Origin of the sequence: Ruegeria sp. HKCCSA071 (assembly GCF_017872555.1) — a bacterium.
In the GTDB taxonomy this organism is placed as follows: domain Bacteria; phylum Pseudomonadota; class Alphaproteobacteria; order Rhodobacterales; family Rhodobacteraceae; genus Ruegeria.
On the sequence record NZ_JAEDOX010000001.1, the window covers coordinates 1,150,545 to 1,164,918 of the forward strand.

General features: G+C 58.2%; 20 protein-coding genes. All 20 read right to left on the bottom strand.

The window, feature by feature from the left end:
* Window positions 1-3: 3 nt before the first annotated feature.
* The 20 genes from nuoK to I9188_RS05810 all read right to left on the bottom strand — a co-directional run bounded on the left by nuoK (window position 4) and on the right by I9188_RS05810 (window position 14,332).
* Window positions 4-309 carry an NADH-quinone oxidoreductase subunit NuoK gene (gene nuoK, locus I9188_RS05715; RefSeq protein ID WP_005984024.1) on the bottom strand — a complete coding sequence of 102 codons (306 nt, stop codon included), beginning with the start codon at window positions 307-309 and terminating at the stop codon, window positions 4-6.
* A 6-nt stretch (window positions 310-315) separates the two neighbouring features.
* Entirely contained in the window at window positions 316-723 is a 408-nt protein-coding gene (locus tag I9188_RS05720) for a hypothetical protein (RefSeq protein WP_209504443.1), read from the bottom strand.
* A 5-nt stretch (window positions 724-728) separates the two neighbouring features.
* On the bottom strand, window positions 729-1,331 hold the full coding sequence (locus I9188_RS05725) for an NADH-quinone oxidoreductase subunit J (RefSeq protein ID WP_209504444.1): 603 nt from the start codon (window positions 1,329-1,331) through the stop codon (window positions 729-731).
* Window positions 1,328-1,738 (bottom strand): carboxymuconolactone decarboxylase family protein, encoded by a 411-nt coding sequence (locus I9188_RS05730; protein ID WP_152458579.1) that lies wholly within the window; start codon window positions 1,736-1,738, stop codon window positions 1,328-1,330. The genes I9188_RS05725 and I9188_RS05730 overlap by 4 nt, the downstream gene beginning before the upstream one ends.
* Window positions 1,735-2,229 carry an NADH-quinone oxidoreductase subunit NuoI gene (gene nuoI / locus I9188_RS05735; RefSeq protein ID WP_209504445.1) on the bottom strand — a complete coding sequence of 165 codons (495 nt, stop codon included), beginning with the start codon at window positions 2,227-2,229 and terminating at the stop codon, window positions 1,735-1,737. Before nuoI ends, I9188_RS05730 begins: the two co-directional genes overlap by 4 nt.
* 1 nt (window position 2,230) lies before the next feature.
* Window positions 2,231-3,268 carry an NADH-quinone oxidoreductase subunit NuoH gene (gene nuoH / locus I9188_RS05740; protein WP_117868407.1) on the bottom strand — a complete coding sequence of 346 codons (1,038 nt, stop codon included), beginning with the start codon at window positions 3,266-3,268 and terminating at the stop codon, window positions 2,231-2,233.
* 204 nt (window positions 3,269-3,472) lie between these two features.
* Entirely contained in the window at window positions 3,473-5,494 is a 2,022-nt protein-coding gene (nuoG, locus tag I9188_RS05745; protein ID WP_209504447.1) for an NADH-quinone oxidoreductase subunit NuoG, read from the bottom strand.
* A gap of 5 nt (window positions 5,495-5,499) precedes the next feature.
* Window positions 5,500-6,006 (bottom strand): DUF5333 domain-containing protein, encoded by a 507-nt coding sequence (locus I9188_RS05750; RefSeq protein WP_348540322.1) that lies wholly within the window; start codon window positions 6,004-6,006, stop codon window positions 5,500-5,502.
* A complete protein-coding gene (locus I9188_RS05755; RefSeq protein ID WP_209504448.1) occupies window positions 6,003-6,353 on the bottom strand; it encodes a hypothetical protein in 351 nt (116 codons plus the stop codon). The genes I9188_RS05750 and I9188_RS05755 overlap by 4 nt, the downstream gene beginning before the upstream one ends.
* Before the next feature lie 37 nt (window positions 6,354-6,390).
* On the bottom strand, window positions 6,391-6,807 hold the full coding sequence (locus I9188_RS05760) for an MAPEG family protein (RefSeq protein WP_209504449.1): 417 nt from the start codon (window positions 6,805-6,807) through the stop codon (window positions 6,391-6,393).
* 5 nt (window positions 6,808-6,812) lie between these two features.
* Complete coding sequence (nuoF, locus tag I9188_RS05765; RefSeq protein ID WP_209504919.1) at window positions 6,813-8,111, bottom strand: NADH-quinone oxidoreductase subunit NuoF; 1,299 nt, start codon at window positions 8,109-8,111, stop codon at window positions 6,813-6,815.
* 12 nt (window positions 8,112-8,123) lie between these two features.
* The gene (locus I9188_RS05770; protein WP_209504920.1) at window positions 8,124-8,345 is read right to left on the bottom strand and encodes a DUF5337 domain-containing protein; all 222 of its coding nucleotides are present in this window, start codon (window positions 8,343-8,345) and stop codon (window positions 8,124-8,126) included.
* 39 nt (window positions 8,346-8,384) lie between these two features.
* Entirely contained in the window at window positions 8,385-9,476 is a 1,092-nt protein-coding gene (gene nuoE / locus I9188_RS05775) for an NADH-quinone oxidoreductase subunit NuoE (protein ID WP_209504450.1), read from the bottom strand.
* Window positions 9,476-10,699, bottom strand: a complete 1,224-nt coding sequence (locus I9188_RS05780; protein ID WP_209504451.1) for an NADH-quinone oxidoreductase subunit D — start codon at window positions 10,697-10,699, stop codon at window positions 9,476-9,478. Before I9188_RS05780 ends, nuoE begins: the two co-directional genes overlap by 1 nt.
* A gap of 123 nt (window positions 10,700-10,822) precedes the next feature.
* Window positions 10,823-10,996, bottom strand: coding sequence for a hypothetical protein (locus I9188_RS05785; RefSeq protein ID WP_209504452.1), 174 nt, complete (start codon window positions 10,994-10,996; stop codon window positions 10,823-10,825).
* The gene (locus tag I9188_RS05790; protein WP_209504453.1) at window positions 10,996-11,601 is read right to left on the bottom strand and encodes an NADH-quinone oxidoreductase subunit C; all 606 of its coding nucleotides are present in this window, start codon (window positions 11,599-11,601) and stop codon (window positions 10,996-10,998) included. The genes I9188_RS05785 and I9188_RS05790 overlap by 1 nt, the downstream gene beginning before the upstream one ends.
* 12 nt (window positions 11,602-11,613) lie before the next feature.
* A complete protein-coding gene (locus I9188_RS05795) occupies window positions 11,614-12,147 on the bottom strand; it encodes an NADH-quinone oxidoreductase subunit B (protein WP_209504454.1) in 534 nt (177 codons plus the stop codon).
* A complete protein-coding gene (locus tag I9188_RS05800) occupies window positions 12,138-12,503 on the bottom strand; it encodes an NADH-quinone oxidoreductase subunit A (RefSeq protein WP_209504455.1) in 366 nt (121 codons plus the stop codon). Before I9188_RS05800 ends, I9188_RS05795 begins: the two co-directional genes overlap by 10 nt.
* Before the next feature lie 193 nt (window positions 12,504-12,696).
* Window positions 12,697-13,479, bottom strand: a complete 783-nt coding sequence (locus I9188_RS05805) for a crotonase/enoyl-CoA hydratase family protein (protein WP_209504456.1) — start codon at window positions 13,477-13,479, stop codon at window positions 12,697-12,699.
* A 1-nt stretch (window position 13,480) separates the two neighbouring features.
* Complete coding sequence (locus I9188_RS05810) at window positions 13,481-14,332, bottom strand: hydroxymethylglutaryl-CoA lyase (RefSeq protein WP_209504457.1); 852 nt, start codon at window positions 14,330-14,332, stop codon at window positions 13,481-13,483.
* Window positions 14,333-14,374 lie beyond the last annotated feature (42 nt).

Sequence of the window (14,374 nt, forward strand, 5' to 3'; positions counted from 1 at the left end):
CCCTTACCCCTTCATCATATTGACGTCTTCAACCGCGATGGTGCCGCGGTTGCGGAAGAAACAGACCAGAATGGCCAGACCAATCGCCGCCTCGGCCGCCGCAACGGTCAGCACGAACAGCGTGAACACCTGCCCGACCAGATCGCCGAGGAAACTGGAAAACGCCACGAGGTTGATATTTACCGCCAGCAGCATCAGTTCGATGCTCATCAGCAGGATGATGACGTTCTTGCGGTTCAGGAAGAGACCGAAGATGCCGATGACGAACAGCGTCGCCGCGACGGTGAGATAGTGTTCAAGTCCGATCATTCTTACTTATCCCTCTACCGCGCCGGCGCTTTGTTCGGTGCACGGAAAATACGTTGGCAACGCTTCTATGAATCCGAGTTCAGCTTGAAAGCCCCACATGCCAGGGTTTTCTTTGCTCCAATTGACGAAAGCTTGCAGAGCCGCAGTTCGTGATGGCGGCATAGCCGCAACTAATGTGTCATGGGGATAGTTGCCTTCAGTTCGCGATGAGCAGTTAAACCACAGCACCTGAGAAACACCTGCGGCTATCCCAAGACACATCACGCCATCTGAATGCAAGGTCGAGTTACGTTCACCCCTGGGCTTCAACACGTCTTCACAACCGTGCAGCAGTTCTCCCACAGTTTGGGCGTAAGACTGCGATGCCATCGTCGACAGACCTGCCAATGCCAAGGTTGCGAAAAATAACTTCATCTTATTCACAACCCCTGCCCCGGTTTCACGTCCTTCAACTCCATCGCCTTGGCCGGGTCGCGCATCATCTGGCCGATGATGTCCTGACGCTTGATGTCCTTGCGGTGGCGCAGTGTCAGAACGATGGCTCCGATCATGGCCACCAGCAGGATCAGGCCCGCCAGTTGGAACAGAAGGAAGTACTGATCGTAAAGGATGAGGCCAAGCGCCTCGGTGTTGTGGCGGTCTGCCGGGACCGGTTGCACCAGATTGGCCGCAGCACCCTGTGCGCTGTCCCAAGCCCCAAAGGCCATGACAAACTGCATCAGGATGATCAGACCAATCAGCAGGGCCAGCGGCATATAGCGCGCCATTTCGGCCTTGAGCTCGGCAAAATCCACGTCCAGCATCATCACCACGAAGAGGAACAGAACCGCGACCGCGCCGACATAGACGATGACCAGCAGCATCGCCACGAACTCGGCCCCCAGCAGCACGAACAGCCCTGCCGAGGACAGAAACGCCAGGATCAGCCACAGGACCGAGTGAACCGGCTGGCGGCTGATCACCGTGAACAGCCCGCCGGTGATGGCGCTGATGGCAAACAGGTAGAAGGCAAAGACGGTCATTGATCCTCATCCTCGTTGTCGCCCATGACCTCTTGCGCCAGATCCAGCGCGCGGGTCATGGCCGGGATGCCGGCAAAGACCGACATCTGACCGATCGTTTCCACGATCTCTTGTTTCTTTGCGCCCGCCTCAAGCGCATGGCGCACGGTCTGACGCACGGCCGAATCCGCCTGCGCGCCCTGACAGGTCAGCCCGGCAAGCGTCAGCAACAGGCGCGTTTTGGCATCCAGCCCGTCCTTGTTGACGGTGTTGCCGAACATCATCTCCATGACCTCTTTGGGCATGGTCGGCCACAGCGCCTCGAACCCTTTGGGCGAGAAGCTTTCCATCGCCGGGTTCATCGCCTTGGCCATGTCCTGAGCCTGCTTCATCATCAGCTCGAACGGATTTGTCGGGCTGTCAGTCATCGGTACGGTGCGTCCAGTTCCAGATTGCGCGCGATCTCGGCTTCCCAGCGCTCGCCGTTCGACAGGAGTTTTTCCTTGTCGTAGAACAGCTCTTCCCGGGTTTCTGTCGCGAATTCAAAGTTCGGGCCTTCGACGATGGCATCAACCGGGCATGCTTCCTGACAGAAGCCGCAATAGATGCACTTGGTCATGTCGATGTCATAGCGCGTGGTGCGGCGGCTGCCGTCCTCGCGCGGCTCGGCGTCGATGGTGATGGCCTGCGCCGGGCACACCGCCTCGCACAGTTTACAGGCGATGCAGCGTTCCTCACCGTTGGGATAACGACGCAGGGCGTGTTCACCCCGGAAGCGCGGGGACAGGGGGCCTTTTTCGTGTGGATAGTTCACGGTGGCCTTGGGTGCGAAGAAGTACTTCATGCCAAGTTTGAAGCCGACCCAAAAGTCTTGCAGCAGGAAGTATTTGGCAGCGCGGGTGTAGTCGATTTGGGTCATATCAGCCTCCTACGCTCCAACGCGCAAACGCGCCCCAGAACCAGTCGAATTTTGCCGCGAAGGCAACAAAAACCACCCAAACGAGGCTGAACGGCAGGAACACTTTCCAGCCCAACCGCATCAGCTGGTCATAGCGGTAGCGGGGCGTGATGGCCTTGACCATCGCGAAGATGAAGAAGAAGAACGCCATCTTGGCGACCATCCACAGCACACCGTCCGGCAGGCCCGGGATCGGCGACAGCCATCCGCCGAAGAACAGCAGTGACGTCAGGGCGCACATCAGGAAGATGGCGATGTATTCGCCCGCCATGAACAGCAGGAAGGGCGTGGCCGAGTATTCGACCTGATAACCCGCCACCAGTTCCGATTCCGCTTCGGGCAAGTCAAACGGTGGTCGGTTCGTCTCGGCCAGTGCCGAGATGAAGAACAGGAAGACCATCGGGAAATGCGGCAGCCAGTACCAGCTGAAGAACCCGAACGACCCATCCTGTGCCCGCACGATGTCACCAAAGTTCATCGACCCGGTCGAGATGATCACACCGATGATGATCAGGCCGATGGAAACCTCGTATGAAATCATCTGCGCGGCAGAGCGCAACGAGCCGAGGAACGGGTACTTTGAGTTCGACGCCCAACCGCCCATGATCACGCCATAAACCTCAAGCGAAGATACGGCGAAGACATAGAGGATCGCAACGTTGATATCCGACAGGACCCAGCCATCGTTGAACGGGATCACCGCCCAGGCGATCATCGCCAGCACGAAAGAAGTGAGCGGCGCGAGGATGAAAACCGTACGGTCGGCTCCTGCGGGGATCACGACCTCTTTGACGACGTATTTCAACGCATCCGCCACCGATTGCAGCAGACCGTAGACGCCGACCACGTTGGGCCCGCGGCGCATCTGGACAGCGGCCCAGATCTTGCGGTCGCCATAAACAAGGAACAACAGCGAGATCATCACGAAGGCAACAACAGCAAGCACTTGCGCCAGAATGATGATGGCTATTCCGCCGGGGGTGTTAAAGAATTCAGCCATTGGTCCTCACACCGTGGGTATTCCGTTTTTCGCGCGCGATGCAAAGGCCAGATGCCTGCGCAAACTGCGGCTGGGTCGGCGCGTTGGTGTAAACAGTATCTGCCGCCATTGCGCCACCCTTTTTCTTTCGTTTCACGCACATTTCCGGCGCAGTCAGGTGCCACCCGACCACGGCGCTGGCTTGCGATATGAAACAGCTTTCGTTCATTCCGCCGCAATCTTCTCAGCTTTGCGGGCCTGCGCCTGCGCCGACAGCTCGGCCATCAGTTGCGAGGCCCGTGCGATCGGGTTGGTCAGATAGAAATCCTTGATCGCATTGCGGAATGTCGCCTGGCCCAGAGAACCGGCCTCCAGCGCCTGAACCTCATTCTCGATCACCTCGTCGATGCGGGCCAGATGCGGAACCGCCTCGATCAAGGCTGTACGCAACTGCGCCAGCGAGTCATAGGGGAGCGTCGCGCCCAGTTCGGCCGACAGCGCACGCAGGATCGCCCAGTTTTCCTTGGCCTCACCCGGTGCAAACCCGGCGCGCATCGCCAGTTGCGGACGGCCTTCCGTATTCACGAACAGACCATTTTCCTCGGTATAGGCCGCGCCCGGCAGGATCACATCTGCGCGGTGCGCGCCCCGATCCCCGTGGCTGCCCTGGTAGATCACAAAGGCGCCTTCGCCGATTTCGATCTCATCCGCACCAAGGTTATAGATCACATCGGCAGCATTGATTGCTTCCATGCCGCCATCGTTGGTGGCGTCCACATCCATCGCGCCCACGCGCGACACCGCAGTGTGCAGAATGATCAGGCCGCTTTCCGTATTTGCGGCAATCGTTTGCGCGGCAGCCAGAACAGCGGCACCATCCGCTTCCTGCAGCGCGCCCTGCCCGACGACGACCAGCGAGCGTTTGCCCCTGATTTCTTCGTCGCCGCCCATATCGACAACCTTTTGCAGCGCTGCGCGATCATCGCCCACATGATGGTACCCATAAGTCAGATCGACTGCTGTACCCACCAAAGCGACTTCGGCCCCATGCGCCCACGCCTTGCGGATACGCGCGTTCAAAACCGGTGCTTCATCGCGCGGGTTGGTGCCAATCAGAAGAATACGCTCCGCCGTGTCGATATCCTCAATCGCGGCGGTCCCGGCATATGCGCCACGGTTCCCGACCGGAAGCTTGGCCCCATCGGTACGGCATTCGACAACACCGCCCTGCCCTTCGATCATCTGCTTCAACGCGAATACGGCTTCGACCGGTACCAGATCACCGACGATGCCAGCGGGTTTCTTGGCGCCTTTCAGCGCATCTGCGGCCTTGGTCAGTGCTTCGGACCATGAGGCCGGGCGCAGCTTACCGTTTTCGCGAATGTAAGGCTTGTCCAGTCGCTGGCGACGCAGTCCGTCCCAGACAAAGCGGGTTTTGTCGCTGATCCACTCCTCATTCACGCCGTCATGATTGCGAGGAAGGAAGCGCATCACCTCGCGCCCTTTGGTGTCGACACGAATGTTCGATCCAAGCGCGTCCATGACGTCGATGCTTTCGGTTTTGGTCAATTCCCACGGGCGTGCCGTAAACGCATAAGGCTTCGAGGTCAGCGCCCCAACCGGGCACAGGTCGATAATGTTGCCCTGTAGGTTCGAATCCAGCGTCTGGTTCAGATACGAGGTGATCTCGGCATCCTCACCGCGCCCTGTCTGACCCATCTGGGTGATCCCCGCGACTTCGGTCGTGAAGCGCACACAGCGGGTGCAACTGATGCAGCGAGTCATTGCCGTGCCCACAAGCGGTCCCAGATCCAGATCATCGACCGCGCGTTTGGCTTCCTTGAACCGCGAACCGGACAGGCCATAAGCCATCGCCTGATCCTGAAGATCGCATTCGCCGCCCTGATCGCAGATCGGGCAATCCAGCGGATGGTTGATCAGCAGGAACTCCATCACTCCCTCGCGGGCCTTCTTGACCATGGGAGAGTTCGTCTTGACCACCGGCGGCTGCCCTTCCGGCCCTGGACGCAGATCGCGCACTTGCATCGCGCAGGAGGCAGCCGGTTTCGGCGGTCCGCCCACCACTTCTACCAGACACATCCGGCAGTTTCCCGCAATCGACAGACGCTCGTGATAGCAGAAACGCGGCACCTCGACCCCGGCTTGTTCACAAGCCTGTATCAGGGTCATCGCACCATCGACTTCGATTTCCTGCCCGTCGATATTGATCTTGCGGAGGTCAGACATGGCTCTCAGTTCGCTCTCAAATAAACGCCAATGGCGCTGTTTCTTTGGATTTCCTTCTGCCCCAGAGAGCAGAATGTTTCGGGGCTATCGTAGGACACGCCGTTTTTCGCCAGATAGGCCTCGCCTTTGGCCCGCATCCGATCCTTTTCAGCATCCGACTCGACATATGAGCGGATTTCCGTGTCCGAGTACCCCAGATTATTCGCTTTGGACCGCAGTCCCCACATCACACTGATCGCTTTCAATCGCCGCCCGCTGATCGATGGGCAGAACTCGGAGATCTCATTTGCAATGGCGATGTAGTAGAGTTCGTTGTCGATCTCTTTGACATCCCTCAAGGGCGGCTTTGCTTCTGCCACCACCGGCAAGGCAATCAACGATGCGAGGGCAACTAGTTTTATGACAGACATGAGTTTTCCTTTCGTCTTGGACTGTCCAAGACGAAGCGGTTCGCTGCTGCTAGGCAATATCACCCCGCGCACCAACCGATGATATGGAAAAACACCGGTCATGGCCGCTGGCAAGTTCCTGCAAATGTCAGTTGATCATCGCTGATGCTGAGCTTCTGCGGGTCAGTGTCCGGGCCCACCTTCCACGCAATCCGCGACGATCCGAAGTTCTGGATGCAGAATTTTGTGCCTTCGTGACGTCCGGCCTCGCGCGCTCCGTCGAGTGAAGCAGAGACGCCTTTGACGACTACCGTAAAGTCCGCGGGCGAGGTTTTCTTGTCGACAACCTTCGCCTTGGTCCTGAAGGACTTGCCGTCGAACAACAACCGATCTGCAGACGGTTTCACCAGACCGCATGCAGAAACACCAGCCAGCGCCAACACAACAATAAGGGCTTTCGGGGCCTTCATACCTTCCCTCTTTGTTTTCTGTTCCACTGCGTCGCTATCAAAACGCCGCCACCAGTGCCATAAGTCCGATCACGACCATGCACGCCCAGCCAATCACATACAGAATTGTCCGCGGACCGCTGCTTGGCTTGCCAATCCCTTTCAGGTGCACCACCAGCATCGCCAAGCGCGCAACCAGCGCCACCGAGGCCAGCAGGTTTACCCAAAACGGGCTGACACCAACCAAAATCGCCGCTGTAATGACTGTCACAAATGCAGGAAGTGTTTCCGTCCCGTTCAGATAAGCCCGGTTCAGGCGATACGCGTTGTCGGCATAGTCCTGCTCTGGCGTCGCACCGGGTGCCAGCCCCTTGGCTTGTTTGGCCAGTGCCGAAAACGGTGCCAGAAACAATACAACCAGTGTGAATAGCACAACCGACGCAATTGCGTGGCTATATTCAGCAAACACTTCCATCTTGTTCACTCCGCTGCCATGGCACCCATACGGCCCGATTTCTGAGCCTTGATGCGGTCTTCGATCTCTTCCCGGAAGTTGCGGATCAGGCCCTGGATCGGCCAGGCGGCCGCATCACCCAAGGCACAGATCGTGTGTCCTTCGACCTGTTTTGTCACGTCGAACAGCATGTCGATCTCTTCCAGTTCAGCCTCGCCGCGCACCAGACGATCCATCACACGCATCATCCAGCCGGTGCCTTCGCGACACGGCGTACACTGACCACAGCTTTCATGCTTGTAAAACTTCGACAGGCGCCAGATCGCCTTTATGATGTCGGTGGATTTGTCCATCACAATCACCGCTGCCGTGCCCAGACCCGACCCCAGATCGTTGCGCAGGTAATCGAAATCCATGATCGCGTCGCGCATGTTTTCACCACGCACGCAGGGAACCGAGGACCCACCGGGGATAACCGCCAGCAGATTATCCCACCCGCCGCGAATACCGCCGCAATGGGTTTCGATCAGCTGTTCAAACGGAATCGACATCGCCTCTTCGACGACACAAGGGTTGTTCACGTGGCCCGAGATCGCAAACAGCTTGGTACCAGCGTTGTTCTGACGACCAAATCCAGCGAACCAATCCGCACCCCGACGCAGAATGGTCGGCACCACCGCGATGGATTCCACGTTGTTCACAGTGGTCGGACATCCGTACAGCCCCGCACCCGCCGGGAACGGAGGTTTCATCCGCGGCATACCCTTCTTGCCCTCAAGGCTTTCGATCAGGGCTGTTTCCTCGCCACAAATATAGGCCCCTGCCCCGTGATGAAGGAAAAGATCAAAATCCCAGCCCGAACCAGCGGCATTTTTGCCCAGAAGACCCGCGTCATAGGCCTCATCAATCGCGGCCTGCAATGCTTCACGCTCGCGGATGTATTCGCCGCGCAGGTAGATATAGCAGGTATGGGCGTTCATCGCGAAAGACGCGATCAGGCAACCCTCGATCAGCGTATGCGGATCATGGCGCATGATCTCACGGTCTTTGCAGGTGCCGGGTTCAGATTCGTCCGCGTTAACCACCAGATAGGAAGGTCGACCGTCGCTTTCCTTTGGCATAAACGACCATTTCAGGCCTGTTGGGAAGCCCGCACCGCCGCGTCCACGCAGCCCGGAATCCTTCATTGTCTGAATGATCCAGTCCCGGCCCTTTTCAATCAGGCCAGCGGTGCCGTCCCAATGCCCGCGGGCTTGCGCGCCTTTCAGCGTGCGTTCGTGCATCCCGTAGATGTTGGTAAAGATCCGGTCCTGATCCTTCAGCATCATTCGTTACCTTCAGCTGTCCTGACGCATGCGCCAGAGTTGAAAAATGTTCACACCCGCATAAATGAAAGCCGCCAGAGCAGCAAAATCAAACAGCAGCGCGTGCCGGGCTGTCAAACCCAGCGCGGGGCCAATGAAAAGGTTCATGGCAAGCCAGATCACCATCGTCACGGCAATGACGATGCTGATATGTCTGCCCTTTCGGGCTATGGCCTGATCCTTATCCTTGTCCATCATCCCCCGATGCCCGGATGGGGCACCCGTTTAGTCTTTTTAGGTGCCATCTTCCTTGGCGCGTTTGGCAAATTCGGTTTCCTCACCCGCCGCAAGCTTAGCTGCCTGTTCAATCCAACCATCGCGTTCGATCCGGCCCTTGAACTTCAACCGCGCATCGACCCAGGCGACCTGTTCCGGTGTCCAGGCTGCGATCTGATCAAAGTGGAAGAATCCCAGCTCGTTCAGCGTCTGCTCCAGCTTGGGGCCTACGCCTTTCAACAGTTTCAGGTTATCAGCCTTGCCGTCGCGCGCACCTGTCAGTGTTTCGGGCTGGTCCTCTTTCGCTGCCTTCGCCTCAGCGGCCTGTTTCACAGCGGGTTTCGCCGGGGCTGGCGCTTTGGGCGGCTTCGGTGCAGCTTTGGTCGCAGCCGCTCTGCCATCCTTGCCCAACCAAGGGGTCAGGATCGGAACCTCGGTCCCATCGATACGCTTGACCGTATCGCCAATATCGGTGGCCAGTTCGACGCTGGCGTTGTACCGCGTTTTGCCGCTGTCATACTCCGTCAGGCTGGTCAGCCCCTTGAGCGGTTCAGCCGCATAGCGACCATTCTGCGGGCCCGGCGTCGGAACTTTGCCTGCCACCAGATCATCAAGAATCTTGCCAAAGCTCTCAGCGGTCAGGTCTTCGTAGTAATCCTTGCCGATCTGCGCCATCGGCGCATTGGTGCAGGAGCCAAGGCATTCGACCTCTTCCCAGCTCAGCTTGCCATCGGCGGACAGCACGTGTGGCTTGGCCGCGATCTTCTCCTTGCAGACAGCGATCAGATCCTCGGCCCCGCAGATCATGCAAGAGGTCGTGCCACAAACCTGAATATGCGCAACCGTTCCAACCGGTTGCAGCTGGAACATGAAGTAGAACGAGGCCACCTCAAGCACACGGATATAGGCCATACCAAGCATGTCGGCGACGGATTCAATCGCCGGACGGCTCAGCCATCCCTCTTGTTCCTGCGCGCGCCACAGAAGCGGAATGACCGCACTGGCCTGACGGCCTTCGGGGTATTTGGTGATCTGCGCTTCGGCCCATTGCTGGTTGGCAGCGGTGAAGGCAAAGCTTTCAGGTTGTTCGGGGTGCAGACGGCGGAGCATTAGCGGTCAATCTCTCCAAATACGACGTCCATGGTGCCGATGATGGCGGCGACGTCGGCCAGTTGGTGGCCCTTGGCAACATGGTCCATGGCTTGCAGGTGCAGGAAACCTGGCGCGCGCAGTTTGGCACGGTAGGGTTTGTTGGTGCCGTCGGCGACCAGATAGACGCCGAACTCGCCCTTGGGGGCTTCGACGGCAGCATAGACCTCACCAGCAGGCACGTGGAAGCCTTCGGTATACAGCTTGAAGTGATGGATCAGGCTCTCCATCGAGGTCTTCATGTCCGAGCGTTTCGGTGGAGTGATCTTGCCGCGCGCCAGAACGTCACCGGGGCACTCGCGGATTTTGGCGATGGCCTGACGGATGATCAGCAGCGACTGGCGCATCTCTTCCATGCGGACGAGGTAACGGTCATAGCAGTCGCCATTTTTACCAACGGGGATCTGGAATTCGAACTCGTCATAGCATTCATAGGGCTGCGCGCGGCGCAGGTCCCAGGCCAGCCCCGATCCACGGACCATCACGCCCGAGAAGCCGTATTTCTGGATGTCATCTTCGGTGACAATTCCAATATCGGCGTTACGCTGTTTGAAGATGCGGTTTTCGGTCAGCAGACCGTCAATGTCATCCAGAACTGCGGGGAATTCGTGGCTCCATGCCTCGATATCGTCCAGCAATTCCGGCGGCAGGTCCTGATGCACACCACCGGGGCGGAAATAAGCGGCGTGCAGGCGGGCACCACAGGCACGTTCATAAAACACCATCAGCTTTTCACGCTCTTCAAAGCCCCAAAGCGGCGGGGTCAGCGCGCCCACATCCATCGCCTGCGTGGTGACGTTCAGCAGGTGGTTCAGGATGCGCCCGATCTCGGAATACAGAACCCGGATCAACGAGCCACGGCGCGGTACCTCGACCCCGGTCAGCTTTTCAATGGCCAGGCACCAGGCATGTTCCTGGTTCATCGGTGCCACATAATCCAGACGGTCGAAATACGGCAGGTTTTGAAGATAGGTCCGGCTTTCCATCAGCTTTTCGGTGCCACGGTGCAGCAAGCCGATATGCGGGTCGCAGCGCTCGACAATCTCGCCGTCCAGCTCAAGCACAAGACGCAAAACCCCGTGCGCCGCCGGGTGTTGCGGGCCGAAGTTGATGTTGAAGTTGCGGATCTTCTGCTCGCCGCTCAGCGCGTCCGTGCTGCCGTCATCGTATCTTGAGCCGTCCATCAACGCCCTCGTTTCTTCTTTGCTTCGGCCCGAACCCGGACCTTTTCCGCCTCGGTCGCCTTGACCGCAGCTCCGGCCAGTAGAACCCCTAACGCGCCCAGTATGATCAACTCACCCATCATCTCAGCGGCGCTCCAACTCTTGCAGTTTCAGCCCGACCCACCACAACAACGCGATCGTGCCAAAGGGAACCAGACACAGAAGGCACCAGTATTTGTTGATCCCGAAGAACGGCAAAATCTTCACCATCGGAATGATGGTTAGCGCAGACAGGATCAGCCACCAGATGCCATCCATTATTCGGTCTCCTGCTTTTCATCCCCCGGCAAAATATAGTTCGCGCCTTCCCATGGGGACATGAAATCAAACTGACGGTATTCCTGCACCAGCGAGACCGGCTCATAGACCACACGCTTTTGCGCCTCGTCATAGCGGACTTCGGTGTAGCCAGTGGTCGGGAAATCCTTGCGCAGAGGATAGCCGCGGAAACCATAATCCGTCAGGATGCGCCGCAGGTCCGGATGGCCCGAGAATAGGATACCGAACATGTCGAACACTTCGCGTTCAAACCAGTTGGCCGAGGGGTGCACGTCGACAATTGAAGGCACCATATCCTCTTCCCGGATCGAAACCCGCAGGCGGATGCGCTGGTTCTGGTACATCGACAAGAAGTGATAAACCACATCGAACCGCTTGGCGCGTTCGGGGTAGTCGACACCGGTGATGTCCACCAGAGTCGAGAACTTGCAGTTCTGGTCAGTCTTCAGGAACTCGACAAATTCCACAAGGTTCGACTGGGCCACATCGACGTTCAGTTCGCCATGGGTCACATCCCAGGACAGAACACAATCAGACCGTTTGATTTCCAGCTGCGCGCCGAGTTCTTCGAGTGCTTCGCTCATCTACCCTTCCCCTCAGCGTACAATTGTGCCGGTGCGGCGGATTTTGCGTTGTAGCTGTAGCAGACCGTAAAGCAGCGCCTCGGCGGTCGGAGGGCAGCCGGGCACATAAATATCCACCGGAACAACCCGGTCACAGCCGCGCACGACGGAATAGGAATAGTGGTAGTAACCGCCGCCATTCGCGCAGGACCCCATCGAGATCACATAGCGCGGCTCGGGCATTTGGTCGTAAACCTTGCGCAAGGCAGGGGCCATCTTGTTGGTCAGCGTGCCAGCCACGATCATCACGTCAGATTGGCGCGGAGAGGCGCGCGGGGCGATACCGAAACGTTCCGCATCATAGCGCGGCATCGAGGTGTGCATCATTTCAACCGCGCAGCAGGCCAGACCAAAGGTCATCCAGTGCAGCGAACCGGTACGGGCCCAGTTGATGATATCCTCGCTCGAGGTCAGCAAAAAACCTTTGTCCTGCAACTCGGCATTCAGGGCCTGGGTCGCGACTTCCTTGTCGACGCCAGCGGTATTTGCACCCGTCATCACTCCCATTCCAGGGCCCCTTTCTTCCATTCATAGGCAAAGCCAATGGTCAGCACTGCCAGGAACACCATCATGGACCAGAAGCCGACATCGCTGATATCGCGGAACCCGACGGCCCAGGGGAACAGGAATGCGATCTCAAGATCGAAGATAATGAAGAGAATCGAGACCAGATAGAATCGGACGTCGAATTTCATTCGCGCATCGTCGAAGGCGTTGAAGCCACATTCATATGCGCTGACCTTTTCGGGGTCGGGATTGCGGACAGCCAGTACAACGGCGGCAAGAATCAGGACGATTCCAAGGCCTACGGCAACGGCCAGAAACACCAGAATCGGGAGGTACTCCCGCAGCAGGTCTTCCACGAATAGCTCCTTTCTTGCGCACGCATCTTGTCGGGTGCGCCGTCAATTGGCGTGTTGACTGGACATTCTCTATCCCTGCCGGGTCAGAGGGTCAACCGAACACAGCCCCGTTCACCATCAAACATACGCTTGACAGCGCGGCATAGAATCGCATTTCACGCGTTTTGCATTGGCTTGCGGAAACTCGGTAAACTTACTTATTCCATGCAGGTTTACGTTTTTCGAAGAACGCCGCGATCCCTTCACGCGCCTCTTCCGTTTCCCAGCGTTCGACCAGTTCGTTAATGGTCTGGTCGATTGTGGCATCATCAATACGTGGTCCCAGAGTTTGAACCAGAGCCTTGGCTGACGCGACTGCCCCCGGCGCGCACGAAAGATAGGGCCGGACTTCATCTTCTATCGCGGTCGCAAGCTGCTCGGGGGACACAACCCTCGCCAGCAATCCCAGATCAACCGCTTCGGGCGCATCGAACAACCGGGCCGACATGAACACACGCCGTGCCCGCGCCTCACCCATCCGAGCGATAACATAAGGGCCGATTGTCGCCGGAATCAGCCCCAGACGGGTCTCGGTCAGCCCCATCTTCAGACTAACTACACCGATGGCGACATCGCACACGGCGGCCATCCCAACGCCTCCGCCAAAGGCATTGCCTTGCAACGCCCCGATCAAGGGTTTGGGCATTGTGTTCAACGCCTGCAACATCTCGGCCAGCTTGCGCGCCTCGACAAATCGTGTCGCCTTGTCGGCCGCCATCTGGTCCTGCATCCATCCCAGATCACCACCGGCGCAAAACGTCTTTCCCGCAGCAGCCAGAACGACCGCTCGGACAGCGCCATCCTGCCCCAACTGCGACGCGGCCTGTGTCAGCTCGGTAATCATTTGACCCGACAGCGCGTTGTGCTTATCTGCCCGGTCCAGAGTTAACGTGGCAACACCGCGTTCGTCTGCTGAAATCGAGATTGTTTCGAACATGTTAGCCCCTCAACGCCCTGGCCATATGCGCGGCCTCTTCGACCACATCGATATCCAGACCGGTTTGATAGCCCAACCGTTGCAAATGCGCTGCAACGGTTTCAGTCGCGACATTGCCTGCGGCCCCCGGAGCATACGGGCAACCGCCAAGCCCACCCACGGCCGCGTCGAACACGCGCACCCCCAGCGAAAGTGCCGCATCGATATTGTCGATTGCACGCCCATTGGTGTCATGAAAATGCCCGGCAAGCCGCGTCACAGGAACCCTTTCCCTAACCGCCAGAAGCATATGAGCGATCTTGTCTGGTGTGCCCTGCCCGATTGTGTCCCCCAATGACACCTCGTAACAGCCTAACGCAAACAGGCGATCGGCAACTTCGGCCACTTTCTCGGGCGGGGTCGGGCCGTCATAAGGGCAATCCGTCACGCAAGAGACATAGCCGCGAACCGGAAGGTCGATATGGCGCGCCGCTTCGAGTATCGGCGTGAACCGTTCGATTGACTCGGCGATCGAGGCATTGATGTTTGCCTTGGAAAACCCCTCGGAAGCAGACGCAAAAATGGCAATCTCATCCGCTTTGGCGGCCAGCGCATCCTCGTACCCGCGCATATTCGGCGTCAACGCCGCGTACCGCACTCCGTCCGCCCGGGTTATGCCGGCCAGAACCTGCGCCGATCCCGCCATTTGGGGCACCCATTTGGGAGAGACAAAGCTTGCAACTTCGATCCGACGGAACCCGGCGCGGCTAAGGCAGTCGATCAGCGCCACTTTGTCGGCAACCGGTATCTCACGGGTTTCGTTTTGCAGCCCGTCGCGCGGTCCAACCTCATAGATTTCGACCAGATCACCCATGTCAGAACCCCTTATGGCTTGCTCTCATTCCAAATACGGATA

Coding starts and splice junctions, on each gene's coding strand:
- nuoK (WP_005984024.1), bottom strand. CDS start 309: ATGATCGGACTTGAACACTATCTCACCGTCGCGGCGACGCTGTTCGTC.
- I9188_RS05720 (WP_209504443.1), bottom strand. CDS start 723: ATGAAGTTATTTTTCGCAACCTTGGCATTGGCAGGTCTGTCGACGATG.
- I9188_RS05725 (WP_209504444.1), bottom strand. CDS start 1,331: ATGACCGTCTTTGCCTTCTACCTGTTTGCCATCAGCGCCATCACCGGC.
- I9188_RS05730 (WP_152458579.1), bottom strand. CDS start 1,738: ATGACTGACAGCCCGACAAATCCGTTCGAGCTGATGATGAAGCAGGCT.
- nuoI (WP_209504445.1), bottom strand. CDS start 2,229: ATGACCCAAATCGACTACACCCGCGCTGCCAAATACTTCCTGCTGCAA.
- nuoH (WP_117868407.1), bottom strand. CDS start 3,268: ATGGCTGAATTCTTTAACACCCCCGGCGGAATAGCCATCATCATTCTG.
- nuoG (WP_209504447.1), bottom strand. CDS start 5,494: ATGTCTGACCTCCGCAAGATCAATATCGACGGGCAGGAAATCGAAGTC.
- I9188_RS05750 (WP_348540322.1), bottom strand. CDS start 6,006: ATGACCGGTGTTTTTCCATATCATCGGTTGGTGCGCGGGGTGATATTG.
- I9188_RS05755 (WP_209504448.1), bottom strand. CDS start 6,353: ATGAAGGCCCCGAAAGCCCTTATTGTTGTGTTGGCGCTGGCTGGTGTT.
- I9188_RS05760 (WP_209504449.1), bottom strand. CDS start 6,807: ATGGAAGTGTTTGCTGAATATAGCCACGCAATTGCGTCGGTTGTGCTA.
- nuoF (WP_209504919.1), bottom strand. CDS start 8,111: ATGCTGAAGGATCAGGACCGGATCTTTACCAACATCTACGGGATGCAC.
- I9188_RS05770 (WP_209504920.1), bottom strand. CDS start 8,345: ATGGACAAGGATAAGGATCAGGCCATAGCCCGAAAGGGCAGACATATC.
- nuoE (WP_209504450.1), bottom strand. CDS start 9,476: ATGCTCCGCCGTCTGCACCCCGAACAACCTGAAAGCTTTGCCTTCACC.
- I9188_RS05780 (WP_209504451.1), bottom strand. CDS start 10,699: ATGGACGGCTCAAGATACGATGACGGCAGCACGGACGCGCTGAGCGGC.
- I9188_RS05785 (WP_209504452.1), bottom strand. CDS start 10,996: ATGGATGGCATCTGGTGGCTGATCCTGTCTGCGCTAACCATCATTCCG.
- I9188_RS05790 (WP_209504453.1), bottom strand. CDS start 11,601: ATGAGCGAAGCACTCGAAGAACTCGGCGCGCAGCTGGAAATCAAACGG.
- I9188_RS05795 (WP_209504454.1), bottom strand. CDS start 12,147: ATGGGAGTGATGACGGGTGCAAATACCGCTGGCGTCGACAAGGAAGTC.
- I9188_RS05805 (WP_209504456.1), bottom strand. CDS start 13,479: ATGTTCGAAACAATCTCGATTTCAGCAGACGAACGCGGTGTTGCCACG.
- I9188_RS05810 (WP_209504457.1), bottom strand. CDS start 14,332: ATGGGTGATCTGGTCGAAATCTATGAGGTTGGACCGCGCGACGGGCTG.